Annotated in this window: 18 protein-coding genes; 11 read left to right on the top strand and 7 right to left on the bottom strand. The window is 73.6% G+C overall.

What is annotated here, in order from left to right:
• Positions 1-14: 14 nt before the first annotated feature.
• Genes ACLQ2V_RS27220 through ACLQ2V_RS27210 form a run of 3 tightly spaced genes read right to left on the bottom strand, consistent with a single transcriptional unit; the run spans position 15 to position 2,284 of the window.
• A complete protein-coding gene (locus ACLQ2V_RS27220; protein ID WP_425721438.1) occupies positions 15-806 on the bottom strand; it encodes an ABC transporter permease in 792 nt (263 codons plus the stop codon).
• Complete coding sequence (locus tag ACLQ2V_RS27215; RefSeq protein WP_425721437.1) at positions 803-1,741, bottom strand: ABC transporter ATP-binding protein; 939 nt, start codon at positions 1,739-1,741, stop codon at positions 803-805. The genes ACLQ2V_RS27220 and ACLQ2V_RS27215 overlap by 4 nt, the downstream gene beginning before the upstream one ends.
• A 27-nt stretch (positions 1,742-1,768) precedes the next feature.
• A complete protein-coding gene (locus ACLQ2V_RS27210; protein ID WP_425721436.1) occupies positions 1,769-2,284 on the bottom strand; it encodes a YceI family protein in 516 nt (171 codons plus the stop codon).
• A 168-nt stretch (positions 2,285-2,452) separates the two neighbouring features.
• On the opposite strand from ACLQ2V_RS27210, the gene ACLQ2V_RS27205 reads away from it, so the two are divergent.
• Positions 2,453-3,655, top strand: a complete 1,203-nt coding sequence (locus ACLQ2V_RS27205; protein WP_425721435.1) for a sensor histidine kinase — start codon at positions 2,453-2,455, stop codon at positions 3,653-3,655.
• On the top strand, positions 3,652-4,302 hold the full coding sequence (locus tag ACLQ2V_RS27200; RefSeq protein WP_425721434.1) for a response regulator: 651 nt from the start codon (positions 3,652-3,654) through the stop codon (positions 4,300-4,302). Before ACLQ2V_RS27205 ends, ACLQ2V_RS27200 begins: the two co-directional genes overlap by 4 nt.
• Before the next feature lie 44 nt (positions 4,303-4,346).
• Here ACLQ2V_RS27200 and ACLQ2V_RS27195 read toward each other — a convergent pair whose 3' ends face one another.
• Complete coding sequence (locus ACLQ2V_RS27195; RefSeq protein WP_425721433.1) at positions 4,347-5,612, bottom strand: activator-dependent family glycosyltransferase; 1,266 nt, start codon at positions 5,610-5,612, stop codon at positions 4,347-4,349.
• Between the two features lie 217 nt (positions 5,613-5,829).
• On the opposite strand from ACLQ2V_RS27195, the gene ACLQ2V_RS27190 reads away from it, so the two are divergent.
• From ACLQ2V_RS27190 to ACLQ2V_RS27170, 5 genes are all read left to right on the top strand, one after another.
• Positions 5,830-6,870: an NAD-dependent epimerase/dehydratase family protein gene (locus ACLQ2V_RS27190; protein WP_425721432.1), complete on the top strand. Its 1,041-nt coding sequence runs from the start codon at positions 5,830-5,832 to the stop codon at positions 6,868-6,870.
• Complete coding sequence (gene rfbH, locus ACLQ2V_RS27185; RefSeq protein ID WP_425721431.1) at positions 6,863-8,173, top strand: lipopolysaccharide biosynthesis protein RfbH; 1,311 nt, start codon at positions 6,863-6,865, stop codon at positions 8,171-8,173. Before ACLQ2V_RS27190 ends, rfbH begins: the two co-directional genes overlap by 8 nt.
• 53 nt (positions 8,174-8,226) lie before the next feature.
• Positions 8,227-9,261: a Gfo/Idh/MocA family protein gene (locus tag ACLQ2V_RS27180; protein WP_425721430.1), complete on the top strand. Its 1,035-nt coding sequence runs from the start codon at positions 8,227-8,229 to the stop codon at positions 9,259-9,261.
• Positions 9,245-10,534, top strand: coding sequence for a macrolide family glycosyltransferase (locus tag ACLQ2V_RS27175; protein WP_425721429.1), 1,290 nt, complete (start codon positions 9,245-9,247; stop codon positions 10,532-10,534). The genes ACLQ2V_RS27180 and ACLQ2V_RS27175 overlap by 17 nt, the downstream gene beginning before the upstream one ends.
• 201 nt (positions 10,535-10,735) lie before the next feature.
• Positions 10,736-10,918: a hypothetical protein gene (locus ACLQ2V_RS27170; protein WP_425721428.1), complete on the top strand. Its 183-nt coding sequence runs from the start codon at positions 10,736-10,738 to the stop codon at positions 10,916-10,918.
• A 206-nt stretch (positions 10,919-11,124) separates the two neighbouring features.
• Here the strand turns inward: ACLQ2V_RS27170 and ACLQ2V_RS27165 are convergent, their stop codons facing one another.
• The 3 genes from ACLQ2V_RS27165 to ACLQ2V_RS27155 all read right to left on the bottom strand — a co-directional run bounded on the left by ACLQ2V_RS27165 (position 11,125) and on the right by ACLQ2V_RS27155 (position 14,076).
• Positions 11,125-12,438: a PIG-L deacetylase family protein gene (locus ACLQ2V_RS27165; RefSeq protein ID WP_425721427.1), complete on the bottom strand. Its 1,314-nt coding sequence runs from the start codon at positions 12,436-12,438 to the stop codon at positions 11,125-11,127.
• 91 nt (positions 12,439-12,529) lie between these two features.
• Positions 12,530-13,408 carry a 1,4-dihydroxy-6-naphthoate synthase gene (locus ACLQ2V_RS27160; RefSeq protein WP_425721426.1) on the bottom strand — a complete coding sequence of 293 codons (879 nt, stop codon included), beginning with the start codon at positions 13,406-13,408 and terminating at the stop codon, positions 12,530-12,532.
• The gene (locus ACLQ2V_RS27155) at positions 13,405-14,076 is read right to left on the bottom strand and encodes a hypothetical protein (RefSeq protein WP_425721425.1); all 672 of its coding nucleotides are present in this window, start codon (positions 14,074-14,076) and stop codon (positions 13,405-13,407) included. Before ACLQ2V_RS27155 ends, ACLQ2V_RS27160 begins: the two co-directional genes overlap by 4 nt.
• Before the next feature lie 183 nt (positions 14,077-14,259).
• On the opposite strand from ACLQ2V_RS27155, the gene ACLQ2V_RS27150 reads away from it, so the two are divergent.
• The 4 genes from ACLQ2V_RS27150 to ACLQ2V_RS27135 all read left to right on the top strand — a co-directional run bounded on the left by ACLQ2V_RS27150 (position 14,260) and on the right by ACLQ2V_RS27135 (position 18,368).
• Positions 14,260-15,462, top strand: a complete 1,203-nt coding sequence (locus tag ACLQ2V_RS27150; protein WP_425721424.1) for a macrolide family glycosyltransferase — start codon at positions 14,260-14,262, stop codon at positions 15,460-15,462.
• 413 nt (positions 15,463-15,875) lie between these two features.
• Positions 15,876-16,031 carry a hypothetical protein gene (locus ACLQ2V_RS27145; RefSeq protein ID WP_425721423.1) on the top strand — a complete coding sequence of 52 codons (156 nt, stop codon included), beginning with the start codon at positions 15,876-15,878 and terminating at the stop codon, positions 16,029-16,031.
• Positions 16,028-17,185, top strand: a complete 1,158-nt coding sequence (locus ACLQ2V_RS27140; RefSeq protein WP_425721422.1) for a CaiB/BaiF CoA transferase family protein — start codon at positions 16,028-16,030, stop codon at positions 17,183-17,185. Before ACLQ2V_RS27145 ends, ACLQ2V_RS27140 begins: the two co-directional genes overlap by 4 nt.
• Positions 17,186-17,231: 46 nt before the next feature.
• Complete coding sequence (locus ACLQ2V_RS27135) at positions 17,232-18,368, top strand: acyl-CoA dehydrogenase family protein (protein WP_425721421.1); 1,137 nt, start codon at positions 17,232-17,234, stop codon at positions 18,366-18,368.
• Positions 18,369-18,384 lie beyond the last annotated feature (16 nt).

Below are 18,384 nucleotides of genomic sequence, written 5' to 3'. Positions count from 1 at the left end.
ACGCCGGCCCGGTCTCACTCCGGCCGGGGGTCCCAGCGGAAGCGGCGGATGGCGACGACCGCGCCGAGCACGCCCCAGGCCAGCAGCACGGCGAAGCTTCGCCACGGCACCCCCGACTGCGCGGTGAACGCACCCAGCAGGGCCTCGTTGAACGGCTGCACCGGCAGCGCGCCGGTCACCATGGTCAGCACCTCGGAGTGGATCGGCATGTACGTGCCGGAGACGAAGACCAGCGGGAAGAGCACCAACTGCACCACCGACGGGGCGGCCTCGGCGTTGCGGATGAGCGACGCCACCGCGACCCCCAGGGCGCAGAAGCTGGCCGCGCCGAGCACCACGGTCACCGCGATCACCGGCCACTGGGCGGCGGCCGGGAAGCGGACCCCGTACAGCCTGCCGACGAAGATGATGAGCAGGACGTCCACCACGCTCACCACGATGCAGTGCGCGAGCAGGCCGAGGAAGTACATGTACGTCGGCAGCGGCGTCGCGCGGGCCCGCTTGAGCAGCCCGTTCTGCCGGCGGGTCGACAGCACGATCGCCAGCTGGCTGTAGCAGGCGCCCAGCACGGAGACCGCGGCGATGGTCGAGACGTAGTACTGCATCGCCGACCGGCCGTAGAAGTACTCACTGCTGCCCACGTCCCCGAAGAGCGCCCCGAAGATCGCGATCACCACGACCGGGAAGAGGAACGTGAAGAACGCGCTCTGCGGGTTGCGCCAGAAGCTGAGCTGCTCGTAGCGGATCTGGTGCCACAGCAGGGCCAGGTCGCGGCGGGGCGCCCGGGGCGCGGCGACGGTGCTCACTGGTTGCTCCCTTCGAGACTGCGGGCGGGCGTCGCCGGCTCGTCGTCGGTCAGGCGCAGGTAGACGTCCTCCAGGCTGGGCCGGTCGACGGTGAGCCCGGCCAGCACGGCGTCGCGCTCCAACGCCCACCCGGTCAACCGGTGCAGCGTCACGGTCGGCTCCAGCGTCTCGACACGGACCTGCCCGTCGGTGAGCGTGGCGGGCACCGGTAGGTCGGCCACCGCGCACCCGTCGGGCAGCGTGAACGCGATCCGGGTCAGCGCCGCGTCCCGCCCGCCGAGGCTGGCCGTGGGACCCATGGCCACGATCGTGCCCGCCGACATCACCGCCACCCGGTCGGCCAGTTCCTGCGCCTCCTCCATGTAGTGCGTGGTGAGCACGATGGTCAGCCCGGCGTCGCGCAGGTCGCGGACGAGCTGCCACGCGCCCCGCCGGGCGTTCGGGTCGAACCCGGTGGTCGGCTCGTCGAGGAAGAGCAGGGTGGGGTTGCCGATGATCCCCAGCGCCAGGTCCAGGCGGCGCTTCTGCCCGCCGGAGAGGTCGCGGACCTTGCGCCGCGCCTGCCCGGCGAGGTCGACCAGCTCCACCACCTCGTCGACGTCGCGGGGGGTCGGGTAGTAGCCGGCGTCCCGGGCGATGGTCTCCCGGACCGTCAGGTACGGCTCCACCGCGATGTCCTGGAGCACCACGCCGATCGCCTCGCGCAGCCGCCGGGCGGTGGCCCGGTCCCCGGGATCGAGGCCGAGCACCTCCGCCCGCCCCCCGTCCCGGGCCCGGAAGCCCTCCAGGATCTCCAACGTGGTGCTCTTGCCGGCGCCGTTGCGCCCGAGCAGCGCGAAGATCTCCCCGTGCGCGACGGTGAAGCTCACGTCCCGCACCGCCTGCACCGCGCCGTAGCTGCGGTGCAGGCCCTCCACCACCACCGCGTCAGCCACGGCCCACCCCCTCGGTCGCGGCGGGCCTCAGCGGCGTACGCACGCGGCCTCCACCGTCAGGTCGAGGTACCTCCCGGTCATGCCCCGCGAGCCGGTCACGCCGAACTCGAGCCGGTCGATGCGGGTGGTGGCGACGACCCGGAACCCGTCGGTGGTGTTCGCCGACTCCTGCACGGCCAGGGTGACCGGCCCGGTGACCTCCCGCACCGTCAACTGCCCGGTGAGGTTGGTGCCGTCGATGCCCGCGGAGACGAAGGTGATCGTGGGGTGGTGGTCGGTGTCGAGGAACGTGGCCGAGCGGACCGTGCGGTCCCGCGCGGCGGTTCCGGTGTGGAAGCTGGCGGCGTCGATCTCCGCCCGCACGCTCGACGCGGCCAGCGGCTCGACGACCTCGACCGTCCCGGAGCGGACCGCGAAGGTGCCGGTCACCTTGCCCAGCCCGAACATGTGGGTGGTGCGGAACCGGACCGTCGACCGGGTCGGGTCGATGTCGTACCGCCCCAACGGAGGGGTCACGGTGGTGCTCTCTCGGCTGGTTTCCATGCCGTCCATTGCACCCCTTCGCGGCGCCCGGCGGCAGGGCGAGCCGGTGGATCCCGACCCGACGAAGGTAGCGGCGGCGGTGCGGGCGTACGACTTTCGTCGGTTGCGGCACCGCCGCCGGGATTCGGGTCGGTTCGCGTCGCCGGGCGATGCCTTACGGTCTAGGGCATGACGGAGGCACCGTGGCACTACCGGCACCGGGTCGCCCTCGACGTGGTCCTGGCCGTGCTCTTCGTGCTGCTGGACACCGGCAACACCCTGGCCGGCGGGAGCTGGTGGCCGGAGCGGCCGGGCACGCTGGCCTGGGTGCTGCTCGGCGCGCAGGCGTTGGCCTGTTCCTCGCTGGTGCTGCGCCGCCGGGCGCCGCTGACCGTGGTCGTCGTGCTCGGCCTGTTCACGCTGGCCGTCACGCTGCTGATCTCGCCGGTGCACGCGCTGACGCCGGCGTCGGCCGGCAACGTGTGGGCGCCGTTCGCGACCGTGGTCGCGGCATACGGGCCGCCGTTCCACAGCCGGGACCGGCGGGTCGCGTACGTCGCGTTGGGTCTGCTGACCTTCGTCGTGGCCCGCCCCTGGGAGCCGTCGGCCACGATCATCACGCTGGCGGTGCTGCGGACCGCCGTCGGGCCCCTGCTGGCGCTCTACCTCGACGCCCGCCGCCGCCTGGTCCTGGCCCTGACCGAGCGGGCCGAACGGGCCGAACGGGAACGGCACCTCCTCGCCGAGCAGGCCCGCGACGAGGAGCGGACCCGGTTGGCGGGGGAGATGCACGACGTGGTCACCCACCGGGTGAGCCTGATGGTGCTGCAGGCCGGCGCGCTGCGGATGACCGCGCCGGACGAGGCGACCCGGCAGGCCGCGGAGGAGCTGCGGGCGGCCGGCTGTCAGGCCCTCGACGAGCTGCGCGACCTGGTGGGCATCCTGCGCCGGGCACCGCAGGAGGACGGCACGCCGACGGTCGACGGGCTGACCGCGCTGGTCGCCGAGTCGGCCGCGGTCGGGGTGCCGGTCGACCTGGTCGAGTCCGGCGACCGGTCGCTGGCGTCGCCGGTGGTGGGGCGCACGGCGTACCGGATCGTGCGGGAGGCGCTGACCAACGCGCGCAAGCACGCGCCGGGCGCGGGGGTGACCGTGCGGGTCCGGTACGAGGAGTCCCGACTGCGGATCGAGGTGGAGAACAGCCCGCCCACCGCCCGGCCCAGCCGGGCCCTCGTCGGCAGCGGTTCCGGGCTGGGCATCGTCACCCTGCGCCAACGCATCGAGCTGGTGCACGGCACGCTGCGCGCCGGGCCCACCCCGGAGGGCGGGTTCCGCCTGGAGGCGGTCCTGCCCTCGTACGTGCCGACGGCGCAACCGGCGGTGGGCGGATGATCCGGGTGCTGGTCGTCGACGACGAGCCGATGGTCTGCGTCTTCCTCAGCCGGATCCTCGGCGCGGCCGGCGACATCGAGGTCGTCGACCAGGCGCACGACGGGGCGGCGGCGGTCGAGGCGGTGGCGCGCAGCCGGCCCGACCTGGTGCTGATGGACCTGCGGATGCCGGGCGTGGACGGGCTGACCGCGATCGAGCGGATCAACGCCCGCCCGGACGCGCCGCCGATCGTGGTGCTGACCACCTTCGACGCCGACCAGTACGTGCTGCGGGCGCTGCGCCTGGGGGCAACCGGGTTCCTGGTCAAGTCCACCCCGCCGGAGAGCCTGATCGGGCTGGTGCGGGTCGCCGCCGACGGGCACACGGTGCTGTCGCCGGCCGCCGCCCGCCGGCTGGTCACCGCCTCCACCGACAGCGGGTCGGCCCGGGACCGGGCGCGGCAGCAGATCGGCGCGTTGACCGAGCGCGAGGTGGAGGTGCTGGGCCACCTCGGCGCGGGCCTGTCCAACGCGCAGATCGGGGCCCGGCTGCACCTGTCGGAGGCGACGATCAAGGGGTACGTGTCGCGGGTGCTGGACAAGCTCGGCTGCACGAACCGCACCCAGGCCGGCCTCGTCGCGCACGAGGCGGGCCTCGGGCGGCGCTGAGGCGAGCCGGGCCCCGGCCGCCACCGGCGTCGGTGCGGCCGGGGTCAGTGCGGCCAGGGTGCCGTGCGGCGGTCGGCGGCCAGCTTCTCCAGCATCGGCACCACGTCGGACGGGGACGGGCGGGACACCGCCTCGTGGCGCAGCCGGCGCGCGTGCTCGGCGAAGGCCGGCTCGTCGAGCAGCCGCGCCGTGGCCCGCCGCACGTCGTCCGCGGTGGCGGTGCCGCTCTCCAGCAGCAGCCCGGCGCCCTGCTCGCGCAGCCCCGCGCCGCGGTAGAGCTGATCGGCCACCGGTGTGGTGACGGTCAGCTGCGGCACGCCGTACACCAACGCGTTGGCGTAGCTGCCGAAGCCGCCGTGGTGGATCAGCGCCGAACACGTGGGCAGCAGCGCGTGCAGCGGCACCGACTGCACCACCCGGACGTTGCCGGGCAGCGGGCCGACCTCGTTCACCTGGGCGGGCAGCAGCGCGGCGACGACCTCGGCGTCGAGCTCGGACAGGGCGGCCAGGATGTCGGCCTTGGAGACGTAGTCACCGCCGTACCGCTCGGTGTTGGAGGCGCCGAGGCTCAGGCACACCCGGGGCCGCGACGGCGGCGTGCGCAGCCAGTCCGGCACCACGGCGGGCCCGTTGTACGGCACGAAGCGGATCGGGGTGCTCGGTACGCCGGTGTCGATGGCGAGGCTCGCCGGCAGCGGGTCGAGGGTGAGCTGCCCGGTGGTGAGTTCCTCGCTGAACGTCCCGCCGTAGTCCGCCGCCCGCGCGGTCAGCCAGGAGGCCAGCGGGTCCGACCGCTGCTCGGGCGGCAGTTGCGCGCCGAGCTTGCCCAGCAGTTGGCGCTTCTTCACCCACACGTCGGCGAAGCAGAGCGACCGCACGTGCGCCGCGCCGACCGCTGCGGCGGCGATCGGCCCGGAGTAGGTCAGCGGGTCCCAGACCACCAGGTCCGGTTGCCAGGACCGGGCGAACGCCACCAGGTCGTCGAACATCGGCTCGTTGTACATCGCGCACCCGTACGCGCCGAGCTGCGCCCGGTCGACCTCCTGCTGGTGGTCGGGCCGGTCCGGGGAGACGTCGCTCCAGTTCACCGTGTCCCACTGCTGGGTCTCCCGGTTGCCGCTCATCGCCGTGCTGATCTCGTCGTTGCTGCCCACGGCCACCGCCGTCATCCCGGTGGCGGCGATGACGTCGACGAACTCGACGCAACTGGCCACCCGGACCTCGTGTCCGGCCGCCCGCATCGCCCACGCGACGGGCGTCAGGCAGAACAGGTGGGACTTCTCGGGAATGGTGGCGAACAGCACGCGCACGGTTGCACTCCTGACGGGCGGGCGATCCGGTCCGGATTCAGGGTGGTCGGCGGGGGCCTGGTTCAGCGACGGGCACCGCCGGAGTCAGGGAAAACACCCAGAGTTCCGTCGCCGGCGGTCCGCCCCCGATCGGGCGCCGTGGATAGTGGCGGCAGGTGTGGCCGCCGACCAGCGGCGCCCGCCCCGACGACCCCCGTCCCGGAAGCCGGAGGGCCCGATGCGCGCAGCAGGTCCCGGTGAGCTCGGGCCGCCGACCGCGGTGGTGCTCGGCGCGGCCGGCTTCATCGGCCGTGCCGTCTGCGCGGCGCTGCACGCCGCCGGCTGGCCGGTCACCGGTGTGGTGCGCCGCCGCACCGAGCCCACCCCGTGGCCGACCCGGCGCCTGGAGCTGGTCGGCGCCACCGGCGGCGAGCTCTTCGCCACGTTGGCCGAGCTGCGTCCCACGCTGGTGGTCAACGCGGCCGGCGCCCTCTGGGCCACCACCGACGACGAGCTGATCGTGGGCAACGTGACGCTGGTCGGGCGGGTCGTGGCGGCCGTCGCCGCGCTGCCCCGACCGGCCCGCCTGGTGCACCTCGGCTCCGCCTACGAGTACGGCGACCAGCCCGGCCTGGACCTCCTGTCCGAGCACCTGCCGGGCCGGCCGACCAGCCCGTACGGGCAGGCGAAGCTGGCCGGGACCCAGCTGGTCACCCGGGCCGTCGCCCAGGGCCGCGTCGACGCCGTCGTGCTGCGGCTCAGCCTCGCGCTGGGCCCCTTCGCGCCACGGCACGGGCTGATCGGCGGCCTCGCCCACCAACTCGCCGGCCACCCGGCCGAGCTGCGCCTGCCCCCGATCTCCGGGGTCCGGGACATCGTCGACGTCCGGGACGTGGCCGAGGCGGTGCTCCGCGCGGCGGTCCGGCCGAGCGTCGCGCCGGTCGTCAACGTCGGTGGCGGCGTGGGGGTGCGGCTCACCGACGCGGTGGACGAGTTGCTCCGCATCGCCGGGTCGACCGCCACGGTCGTCCGGGTCCCGCCGCCGCCGGGGCGTCGCCACGGTGCGGCCGGTGACCTGCCGCTGGACATCGGACTGGCCCGGCGGTGCCTGGGCTGGTCGCCCCGCCGGCGCCTGACCGAGACCCTGCGGGCCGTCTGGGACACCGTCGCGGCGCCGGTGGGTGTCGCGGGCGAGCCGCCGGCCCGCGACGGCGGGACCGGCACCGCCACCTCGACCTCGACCTCGACCCTCGTACTGGACGGAGAGACCCGTGGCTGACACGGACGTGCAATCGATTCTGGAGCAGGTGCGAAAGTTGCACCGGGACCAGGCGTCGACGGAACCGGAGTTCGTGCCGGGGGTGACGCCGATCCTGCCCTCCGGCGCGGTGCTCGACGAGGACGACCGGGTGGCGCTGGTGGAGCAGGCGCTGCGCCTGCGCATCGCGTCCGGGGCCGCGGCGCTGCGCTTCGAGCGGCTCTTCGCGCGGACGATGGGGGTGCGCAAGGCCCACCTGACCAACTCGGGTTCGTCGGCCAACCTGCTGGCGCTGGCGTCGCTGGGCGCACCGGAGCTGGGGGACCGCCGGCTGCGGCCGGGGGACGAGGTGATCACGGTGGCCGCCGGGTTCCCGACCACGGTGAACCCCATCGTGCAGTGCGGGCTGGTGCCGGTATTCGTCGACGTGGACCTGGTCACCTACAACACCACCGTGGAGCGGATCGAGGCGGCCCTGTCGCCGCGCACGCGGGCCATCATGATGGCGCACACCCTGGGCAACCCGTTCCCGGTGGCCGAGGTCGCGGAGCTGGCCAGCGCGCACGGGCTCTTCCTCATCGAGGACACCTGCGACGCGGTGCTCTCCACCTACCAGGGCCGCAACGCCGGCACGTTCGGCGACTTCTCGACGGTGAGCTTCTACCCGGCGCACCACCTGACCACCGGCGAGGGCGGCTGCGTGCTGACCAACAGCCTGGAGCTGGCCCGGGTCGTGGAGTCGATGCGGGACTGGGGGCGGGACTGCTGGTGCGAGCCGGGCGAGGACAACAAGTGCCTGAAGCGGTACTCGTACCAGCTCGGTGACCTGCCGCACGGCTACGACCACAAGTACATCTTCTCCCACGTCGGGTACAACCTGAAGGCCACCGACAGCCAGGCGGCGCTGGGGCTCACCCAGCTCACCAAGCTCGACGACTTCGTGGCCGCCCGCAAGCGCAACTGGCGGCGGCTGCGCGAGGGCCTCGACGGCGTGCCCGGTCTGCTGCTGCCCGAGCCGACGCCGGGCAGCGACCCGAGCTGGTTCGGGTTCGTCATCACGCTCACCGAGGACGCCGGTTTCAGCCGCGGCGAACTGCTGGAGTTCCTCGGCTCCCGCAAGATCGGCACCCGGTTGCTCTTCGCCGGCAACCTGGTGCGTCACCCCGCCTACGCCGACCAGAACTATCGGATCAGCGGCGACCTGACCAACAGCGACATCATCACCGACCGCAGCTTCTGGATCGGCGTGTACCCGGGCATCACCATCGAGATGGCCGACTACATGGTCGCCTCGATCCGCGAGTTCGTCGACCGGCGGCGCTGACGGCCGTGACGGTGAGCGAGACCACGGACGACGCCCGATCGAAGGATCTGCGCATGACCGAACCCTCGCCGATCGGCGTCGGTGTGCTCGGCACGGCCGACATCGCCTGGCGGCGAACCGTCCCGGCGATCATGGCCTGTGACCGGCTGCGGCTGGCGGCCGTGGCCAGCCGTACCCCGGAGAAGGCCGGCGCGTTCGCCGACCGGTTCGGCGGCGCGGCGGTGACCGGCTACCAGCGGCTGCTGGCGCGCGACGACGTCCAGGCGGTCTACGTCGCGCTGCCGAACTCCCTGCACGAGCAGTGGGCGGACGCGGCGCTGCGGGCCGGCAAGCACGTGCTGGTGGAGAAGTCCCTGACCGTGGACGCGGCCGCCGCCGTACGGCTGGCCGACACCGCGCGGGCCGCCGGCCTGGCGCTGGTGGAGAACTTCGCCTTCCTCGACCACCCCCAGCACGGCTGGGTGCGGGAGCGCATCGCCGAGGGCGCGATCGGTGACGTGCGGGTCGTCAGCGCCTCCTTCGGTGTGCCGCAGGCCGACCGGGGGCTCATCCGGTACAGCCGGGAACTCGCCGGTGGGGCCCTGCGGGAGACCGGCTGCTACCCCGTGCGGCTGGCTGCCTCGCTGCTCGGCCCGGACGTCGAGGTGGTCGGTGCCCGGCTGCGCGACGACCCCGACATCGGTGTGGACGTCTCCGGGTCCGCGTTGCTGGCCGACTCCGCCGGGGTCACCGCCCAGTGCGACTTCGGCCTCGCGCACGCCTACCGCAACACGTACGCGGTCTGGGGCAGCGCGGGCCGGATCGAGGTGGACTGGGCCTTCACCCCGCCGCCGGGGGCCCGCCCGGTGGTCCGCCTGCACCAGGCCGACACCGTCACCGAGCACCGACTGCCCGCCGCCGACCAGTTCCTGCTGATGGTCGGCGACTTCGCCGAGGCGTGTGTCGAGCCGACGCGCCGCGACGAACACCGCAGCGCCATCGTGGGGCAGGCGACGCTACTCGAGGCGGTCGTCCGGCTGAGCGATGCCACCCCTTCCACCACGAGCAGGGCCGGACGGCCCGGAGGACACCATGTCACTGTCGCTTGAACCCGATCGGAGTTCCTACCACGTGCTCTGGATCGCCTTCCCGGCGTTCAGCCACCTCAAGGCGACCCTGGGCATGGCGGAGGAGCTGCTCCGGCGCGGTCACCGGGTCACCTACCTGGTCGCCGACCGGCTCGCCGACGTGGTCGCCGAGACCGGCGCGCGGGTGGTGTCGTACCGCTCGGCGTTCCCCGAGTCGCTGTCGCCGCCGCCGAGCACGACCACGCTGATGATCGAGTTCGTCCGGGAGAGCTTCGCGCCGTTGGAGGCCGCGTTGGCCTGCGCCGAAGTGGACCCGCCCGACCTGATCGTGCACGACGCGCTCGTCTCGGACGTCGCCGTCGCGCTGGGCCGCCGGTACGGGGTGCCGACCGTGCGCACCTACGCCGGGATCGGCGACAACGCGGAGGTGCGGCGGGCCAACGCCAGCGCGCTTCCGGAGCCGGACGAAGCGGTCAACCACGCGGACCCGCGCTGGACCGAACTGGTCGCGGAGCTGACCGTCCGGTTCGCGGCAACCGGCACGGCCGAGCTCTTCGAAGGGGGCCTGACCCTCGGCGACGATGCGGCGCTGAACATCTCGTTCGTCACCTGGGAGTTCCAGGTGCAGCGGGAGACCTTCGGTGCCGACTACCTTTTCGCCGGCCCCTGCCTGCGGCCGGCGGACTTCGAGGGCCAGTGGACGCCGCCGGAGGGCGCCGGGCCGGTGCTGCTGGTGTCGCTGGGCACCACCGTCAACCGGCGGCCCGACTTCTTCCGCACCTGCGCCCGCACCTTCGCCGGGACGCCGTGGCACGTGGTGATGACCCTCGGCCGGTCGGCGGATCCGGCAGAGTTGGGGCCGTTGCCGCCCAACGTGGAGGCGCACCGGTGGGTGCCGCACCTGGCCGTGCTGCAGCACGCCTCGGTGTTCGTCTGTCAGGGCGGGACGGGCAGCCTGATGGAGGCGATGTACCAGGGCGTGCCGGCGGTGGTGGTGCCCCAGCAGGCCGACCAGTACCCGACCGCCCGGCAGGTGGTCGACCTGGGGGTAGGTCGCTCGATCAACCCGGAGGAGCTCGACGCCGACACGTTGCGGGCCGCCGTCGAGGCGATCGCCGCCGATCCCGACTTCCGGCGTCGGGCGCAAGAGCTGAGCCGGTCGGTGCACGAGGCCGGTGGTGCGGTCGCGGTCGCGGACCGGCTGGAGCAGATCCTGGCCGACCGCCGGCCGCTGGCGACCCTGCTGCCGGCCGGGTCTGCGCCCGGCAGTTCCCCGATCACGCCGGTCGGCTAGCCGGTCGACGCTCCACTACCACCACCGCCGACGGCGGGCAACGCCTACCGGAGAGAACCAGTAACTACCGCAGTCTCGCGAAGGGCATCGTCTGTTCGGCTACCCGGCGCTGATACGTTCGAATGAGGCAGCCGAGCGGCATTCCCATGAGCCTGTCGGCGGCCGGACCACCGACGGCCGACAGAGAAGTAGGAGAACACAATGGCGCGGAGCAAGGGGTCCTTCGTCCAGATGCTCGTCGGATTCGGGGTGGCCGCGGTGGCGATTCTCGCGCTGCTGCTCGCCGACCTGTCGGAAGGCGCGCACACGGTGGTCCTCATCGTCCTGGCTCTGGGTATCGGCGTGGGGAGCATCGGGTTCGGGCGCAGGCTCCGGAGCCGGTAGGGCCGATTCCCGGTGGGGGGGTCCCGGCCGGACGGCCGGACTGCTTTCCGCAGGCCGGTAACGGCGTCACCGACGCCGTTACCGGCCTGCGTCGGTGACGCAGTCGGTGCCGGCCCGGCGTCGCCGCCGCCACTGCCGCCCGGCGTCGCCGCCCGTAAGTCCCGCCCGGCGTCGCCGCCCGTCAGTCCGGCCCGGCGTCGCCCTCGTCAGTGCCCGCCCTCGCCCGCCGCCGGCGTCACCTGCTGCACGTCGACGATCCGCAGCCCGTCGGCCTGCGCCGCGTAGACGACCTGCGCGTCGGGATGGTCGTCGAAGACGCGGGCCAGCTCCGGCGACCGGCTCGGGTCGGCCAGGAACTCCACCCCGGCGCGCGTCGCGACGTCGCTGACGCCGGCCACGCCGACCACGCGCGCACCGGCGGCGAGGGGGTTCGGAACGCGTACGACGTACCCGAGTTCCCGGGTCGCGCCGACCACGGCCAGCCGGGTGCCGGTGCGCCGATTTCGCAGCGCGCGGGGCGGGGAACCGCCGTCACCACCCTCCAGGGCCCAGACCAGGGCGTCGGCCTGTTGGCACCGCCGCGCCACCGGATTCGTGTCCGGGCCGCCGACGGTGATGACGCTGCCGCCCCGGGCGGCGGCCAGCGCCTCGTCGGTGTCCGAGCAGCGCTCCCGCAGCGGGTAGGGCGACCACTGCTCGACGAACGCCTGCCGGAGCGCGTCCCGGGCGATGTCCTGGTGCCGGAACGCCGCCGGGGTGCGGCCGGCGGTGTGCGCCTCGTAGAGGAGCGTGACCCTGCCGTCGTGCACCGTCGGCAGCCAGAAGCGGTGGAAGGGGGAGTCGCTGAGCGCGATCGTCTTCCGCGCGACCTCCGTCGCCCCGTACTGGAGACCGACCTCGAAACCCTCCGCCCGGTCCAGCCTCGCGCGCCGGCCGAGCAGTTCCTCGTACGCGGCCAGGTCGTGCCGGCCGATCCTCGACGCCTGGGAGGTGTAGCACTTCAGCGCCCGGTCCTTGGCCAGCAGCCGGTCCGGGGTCACCTCGACGAAGACGGTCGGCCGGAAGTGGCTGATCTCGGCCGAGACGTGGGTGGAGTAGTGCAGGAAGACGCGGTCGCGGAACGCCGCGTGCGCGACGCGGTTGGCCGCGCCGTGGTCGTTGTGGCTGTCCGCCCCGGTGTGCGTGACCACCAGGTCCGGCTGGAGGTCGAGCCGCCCCATCAGCTCCCGGACCAGGCGGACCTCGTCGATGTCCCCCCGCAGGTAGCCCTGCTCGATCCCGGCGAAGAGGACCCGGTCCGGGCCGATGCCCAGCTCCGCCGCGCCGTTGCGGGCCTCGGCCCGCCGCGTCTCGCGGTTCGCCGGGTCGTCGGTGAGGACGAGGATGTGCACCTCGTGACCGTGGTCGCGCAGCTTGCCCAGCAGCGCCGCCGCGCCGATCTCGACGTCGTCGGGGTGCGCCCCGATGGCGAGCACCCGCAGGCCGGCTCGCCCGGCCGGTCGTGGCGAATCGAGGGGCACGACGCCTCCTGTCCGTGATGGTCCCACCAACGACCTTCCTGGTCTTTCCGTGGCCGACGCCCTGGACGCGGCCGCGCCCCGCGCCGGCTGTTCAGGCGGCGGGGACGGGATTGGCCGGCGTCGGCGGGGCGAGGGCGTCCGCCCGCACCGGCGGCACCAGACCGGCCGCCGCGGCCAGGTCGAGCATCGTCCGCACCGCGGCCAGGCCCCCCACGCCCAGGTCCTCGGTGTACGGGTTGACGTAGAGCCCGATGTGCCCCTCCAGCACGTCCGGCGCCATCTCCTGCGCGTGTTGCCGAACGTACGCCCGGGAGGCGTCCGGATCGGCCCAGGCGTGCCGGACCGAGGCGCGGATCGCGGCGGTGATCTGGGCCAGCCGCTCCGCGCCGAGGCTGCGCCGCCCGACGATCGCGCCCAGCGGGATCGGCAGCCCGGTGCGGCCCTCCCAGGCCTGCCCGAGGTCGACCAGGCAGTGCAGGCCGTACGTGTGGTAGGTGAACCGGGCCTCGTGGATGACCAGCCCGGCGTCGACCACACCGTCGCGGACCGCCGGCATGATCTCGTGGAACGGCAGCACCACCGTGCGCACCTGCGCCCCCGGCCACGCCTGCTGCGCCCAGAACCGGAACAGCAGGTAGGCGGTGGAGCGTTCGGTCGGGATGGCCACCACGCGGCCGGCCAGGTCGGCCGGCGCGCACGCCTGCCGGGTGAGCACCAGCGGCCCGCAGCCGTGCCCGAGCGCGCCCCCGGTGGGCAGCAGCGCGTACTTGTCCAGCACGTACGGCAGGGCCGCGTAGGAGATCTTCAGCACGTCGAGCTCGCCCCGCTCGGCCATGCCGTTGGTGACGTCGATGTCGGCCAGCGTGACCGTCGGCGGCGGACACCCCGGCAGCAGACCCGCCGTCCAGGCGTGGAAGACGAACGTGTCGTTCGGGCAGGGGGAGTGGGCGATGCGGAGCCGGTCGTTCATCGGACGGTCCCGCCCGACGGCACGGCGGAGAGGTCCCACAGGCACAGGTACTTGTTCGGGCAGTCCTCGGGGATCCGCTCCAGCGGCTCACCCAGGCCGAACGGCGCCAGCGTGAGGTCCAGCTTCGCGTGCCGCAGGCTCGGTGCCGCCATCCGCTCCAGGTTGGAGAAGCCGCCCCCGGGCAGGGTCGGGTCGCTGGTGTAGCTCGTGGTCAGCAGCAGCCGGCACGAGGCGCGGAACCGGGCCAGGGCGGCCAGCACCATGTCGTTGGGCAGGTGGATGAAGACGTCCCGACAGATCAGCAGGTCGGACGGGCGGACGTCCTCGGTGGTGATGTCGAGGACCTGAAGCTGGTAGCCGCGGCGGCGCAGCCCCGGCCAGGACTCCCGTTCGTGCACGTCGTGCCCGACGTAGTCGACGCCGCTCAGGTCGAGGGTGCTCATCCACGCGAGGTCGCCGCAGCCGGCGTCGGTCAGGGTGCGGACCCCGTACGTCTGGAGGATGTCGGTCAGGCCCTTGCGGACGAGTTGGGTGTGCGGCTCGCTGGATCCCCAGCCGCAGACCGTGTCGGGCGCCTGGTCAGGCCAGCCCAGGGAGAAGACCTCCAGACCGGGCGTCAGTGGTCTGTGGGACTCCTGCCCGACGCTGGGCCCTGCTGATTGACTCACGGCGTCTCGCTCTCCATCGGACCGAGCTGTCCGACCCAACTCAGCACGCCGGCGGGCGGGGATTCCAGCAAAACCAGGTGTTTCCCCTGACTGTCGCGGGCGGGGCAGGAAATCGCTGGGGACTTCCTCAGAGTTGTCGGCCGTCCCGCCCCGCGTCCGGTGGGCGGTGGGACGCTTCCGCACATGTCGACGTTCCACGTGGCGTTTCTGCCCTTGCCCGCGATCGGGCACATCAACGTGACGCTGCCCGTCGTCGCGGAGCTCGTGCGGCGGGGACACCGGGTGACGTACGCGACGAACAGCCGCATGGCGCCGCTGGTCACCGCCGTCGGGGCGACGCCGATGCCGTACGAGTCGCCCCTGGCGTCCCGCAAGCTGCTGCACCAGATCGACGCCGAGTACATGGCGCACGAGCCGGTCCGCTCCATCGACGAGGCGATCGCCACCGTGCCGCAGTACGAGGCCGGGTTCGGTGACGACGTGCCGGACGTGCTGCTCTACGACGTGAGCACCTTCGCCGCCGGGCGGGTGCTGGCCCGCAAGTGGAAGCGCCCGGCGATCGAGATGTTCGCGACGATCGCCTCCAACGAGCACTACTCGCTGACCCAGCAGATCGGCGCGATGTACGCCGGCGAGATCGACGGCACCCACCCGGCGATCATCGACTTCTTCGTCAAGATGGGTGTGCTGCTGCGCGAGCACGGCCTGGGCGACGTGACGCTGGAGGAGTTCACCGCGCCCGCCGACGACGCGAACCTGGTGTTCCTGCCCCGGCGGTTCCAGCCGGCGCACGAGACGTTCGACGACCGGTTCGCGTTCGTCGGCGTCGGCGTCGGCGACCGACCCGCCCAGCAGTGGGCCCCGCCCGCCCCGGAGCGGCCGGTGGCGCTGGTGTCGATGGGCAGCTTCCACTACGACAACCTCGAGGGCCTGCTGCGCACCTGCCTGGACGCGTTCGCCGGGACGCGGTGGCACGTGGTCGTGGCGGTGGGGGATGAGGTCGACCGGGCCGCGCTCGGTGAGGTGCCGGAGAACGTCGAGCTGATGCGCTGGGTGCCGCAGCTGGCCGTGCTGGAACGCGCCGACGTCTTCATCTCGCACGTCGGCATGAACAGCGTGATGGAGGCGCTGTACTTCGGCACCCCGGTGGTCGCGCTGCCGCACATGCCGGAGCAGCGGATCACCGCCGCCCGCCTGGCGGAGCTGGGACTCGGCGTGGACCTGTCCGGCCAGCAGGTCACGGCCGAGCGGCTGCGCGCCGTGGTGGACGCGCTGGTCGCCGACGACACGGTGCGCGGCAACCTCGACGCGCTCCGCGACGACCTGCGGGCGATCGACGGCCCGGCGCTGGCGGCGGACTACATCGAGGCGCGGGCCCGCCGCTGAGGCGGGCCCCGGGAGCGGGTCCGGGCCGGGTGCCCGCCGGGTGGACCGCTCACCCGGCGGGGCGGGTCGCCCATCCCAGCACGTCCTCCGTCGTCGCCGCTGCCGTCGCGCTCGACTCCGGCGTCGTGCACGGCGACGTGCGCGCCCCTGGCCGCCAACAGCCGAGCGTCGGACTCACCCAGGCCGCGTCCCGCGCCGGTGACGACGACCACCTGTCCGGAAAGATCGATCACAGCGACCAGCACGCCAGGCCCGTCACGCGGTGCCGAGCGCCCACGAGCCGCCGGCCGGCCACCCACCCGCTGCGCCCCCGGGCCGTCGCAGCGCGGCAGCCCGGTGACTTGCGCGCCAGGGGCCAACCGGTCGATGCTGCGGTGGAACTCGAACCCGAGCCGTTCGTGGGGGATGCGTCGATGGATCTGTCCATACTGGCGGCCGATCGGGCCGATCGGGCCGATCGTGCTCCGCAGGCGCTGCGCGACGGGGGCCGCCGCCCCCGGCCGACCGACGAGTGCGGCGTCGCGTCACGGCCGCCGACGACGCCGGAGACGTCCGGGGGCGCCGCGTGAGCGGCCCGCTGGCCGGGGTCCGGGTCCTGGAGCTCGCCGGGATCGGCCCCGCCCCGTTCGCGGCGATGCTGCTGGCCGACCTGGGAGCCGACGTCGTCCGGGTCGACCGACCGGAGCCGGGCGCGCTGTCGGCCGGCGACCCGGGGCGGGACCTGCTCAACCGGGGCAAGCGGTCGGTCGTGGTTGACCTGAAGCACCCCGACGGGCCCGAGGTGGTCCTCGGGCTGGCCGACCGGGCCGCCATCCTGATCGAGGGCTGGCGTCCCGGGGTCGCCGAACGGCTCGGCATCGGGCCGCAGGCCGCGCTGGCGCGCAACCCCGCCCTCGTCTACGGGCGGATGACCGGCTGGGGCCAGCAGGGGCCGCTGGCCGGGGCCGCCGGCCACGACATCGGCTACATCGCCGTCGCCGGGGCCCTGCACCCGATCGGCCGGGCCGGCGGGTCGCCGCAGATCCCGCTCAACCTCGTCGGCGACTTCGGCGGCGGGGCGCTCTACCTCGTCGTCGGCTGCCTGGCGGCGCTGCACGTGGCCCGGAGCACCGGCCAGGGGCAGGTCGTCGACGCCGCCATCGTCGACGGCACCGCCCACCTCACCACCATGTTCGCCGGGCTGCTGGCCGCCGGGGCCTGGCGTCCCGAGCGCGGCCGCAACCTCCTCGACGGCGGGGCCCCGTTCTACGACGTCTACCCGACCGCCGACGGCGAACACATGGCCGTCGGCGCGCTGGAACCCCAGTTCTACGCCGAGCTGCTGCGGCTGCTCGGGATCGCCGACGCCGACCTGCCGGCCCAGCACGACGTGGCCGGCTGGCCGGTGCTGCGCGCCCGGTTTTCGGAGGTGTTCGCCCAGCGCACCCGCGACGAGTGGACCGCGCTGTTCGAGGGCACCGACGCCTGCGTGGCGCCGGTGCTGTCGCTCACCGAGGCGCAGCACCACCGGCACCTGGTGGCGCGCGCGACGTACGAGGAGCACTCCGGCGTGCGGCAACCCGCGGTCGCGCCCCGCCTGTCGGCCACGCCGGGGCAGATCGGCGGCCCTCCGCCGCTGCCGGGCGCCGACACCGAGACCGTGCTCACCGAGTGGGGCCTCGGCGCGCACCTGCCGCGGTGGCTGGGCGACGGCGCGGTCCACCACAGACCAGGGTCCCACTGATGCGTATCGCGGCCCCGGAATCCGGCCACGAGCAAGGAGCCGACACATGGCGCAGCGCGCGATCTTCTCCGCCGACCACCTCGCGTTCGCCGAACTGGTGCGCGCCTTCATCGCCCGGGAGATCACCCCGCACCACGAACGCTGGGAGGCCGACGGCGTCGTCGACCGCAGCCTGTGGCGGGCCGCCGGCGCCGCCGGCCTGCTGGGCTTCTTCGTCGACGAACGGTACGGCGGCGGCGGGGTGACCGACCGGCGCTTCAACGCCGTGCTCACCGAGGAGCTGGCCCGGGCGGGGGCGAGCGGCCCGGGGTTCGGCCTGCACAACGACATCATCGGGCCGTACCTCACCGACCTGACCAACGACGAGCAGAAACAGCGGTGGCTGCCCGGCTTCTGCTCCGGCGAGACCATCACCGCGATCGCCATGAGCGAGCCCGGCGCCGGCAGCGACCTGCAGGGCATCACCACCACCGCGGTGCGCGACGGCGACGACTGGGTCCTCAACGGCCAGAAGACCTTCATCAGCAACGGCATCCTGGCCGACCTGGTGATCGTGGTGGCCCGCACCGACCCGGGCGCGGGGCACCGGGGGATCAGCCTGCTGGTGGTCGAGCGGGGGATGGCCGGCTTCGAGCGGGGCCGCAACCTCGACAAGATCGGGCAGAAGGCGCAGGACACCGCCGAGCTCTTCCTCGCCGACGTCCGGGTGCCCGCGGCCAACCTGCTCGGCGAGGAGGGCCAGGGCTTCGCGTACCTGATGCGCAACCTCCCCTTCGAACGGCTGTCGATCGCCGTGGCGGCACTCGCCGGGGCCGAGGCGGTCTTCGCGCAGACCCTCGACTACTGCAAGCAGCGCCAGGCCTTCGGCCGCCCCATCGGCACCTTCCAGCACAACCGCTTCGTGCTGGCCGAGCTCGCCACCGAACTGCGCCTCGGCCGCGTCTTCGTCGACCAGTGCCTGGTCGAGCCCACCCTCACCGCGGAGACGGCGGCGATGGCGAAGTGGTGGTGCACGGAGTTGCAGCAGCGCACCGTCGACCGCTGCCTGCAGTTGCACGGCGGCTACGGCTATATGCGCGAGTACCCGGTGGCGAAGGCGTACCTGGACGCCCGCGTGCAGACGATCTACGGCGGCACCACGGAGATCATGAAGGAGGTGATCGGCCGGTCCCTGGGCCTGTGAATTGTGCTTCAGCAGG

This window comes from Micromonospora sp. DT233, from assembly GCF_049841815.1.
In the GTDB taxonomy this organism is placed as follows: Bacteria; Actinomycetota; Actinomycetes; order Mycobacteriales; family Micromonosporaceae; genus Micromonospora.
Note: the sequence above shows the minus strand (reverse complement) of the source record. Positions and strands in the feature narration are given on the sequence as shown.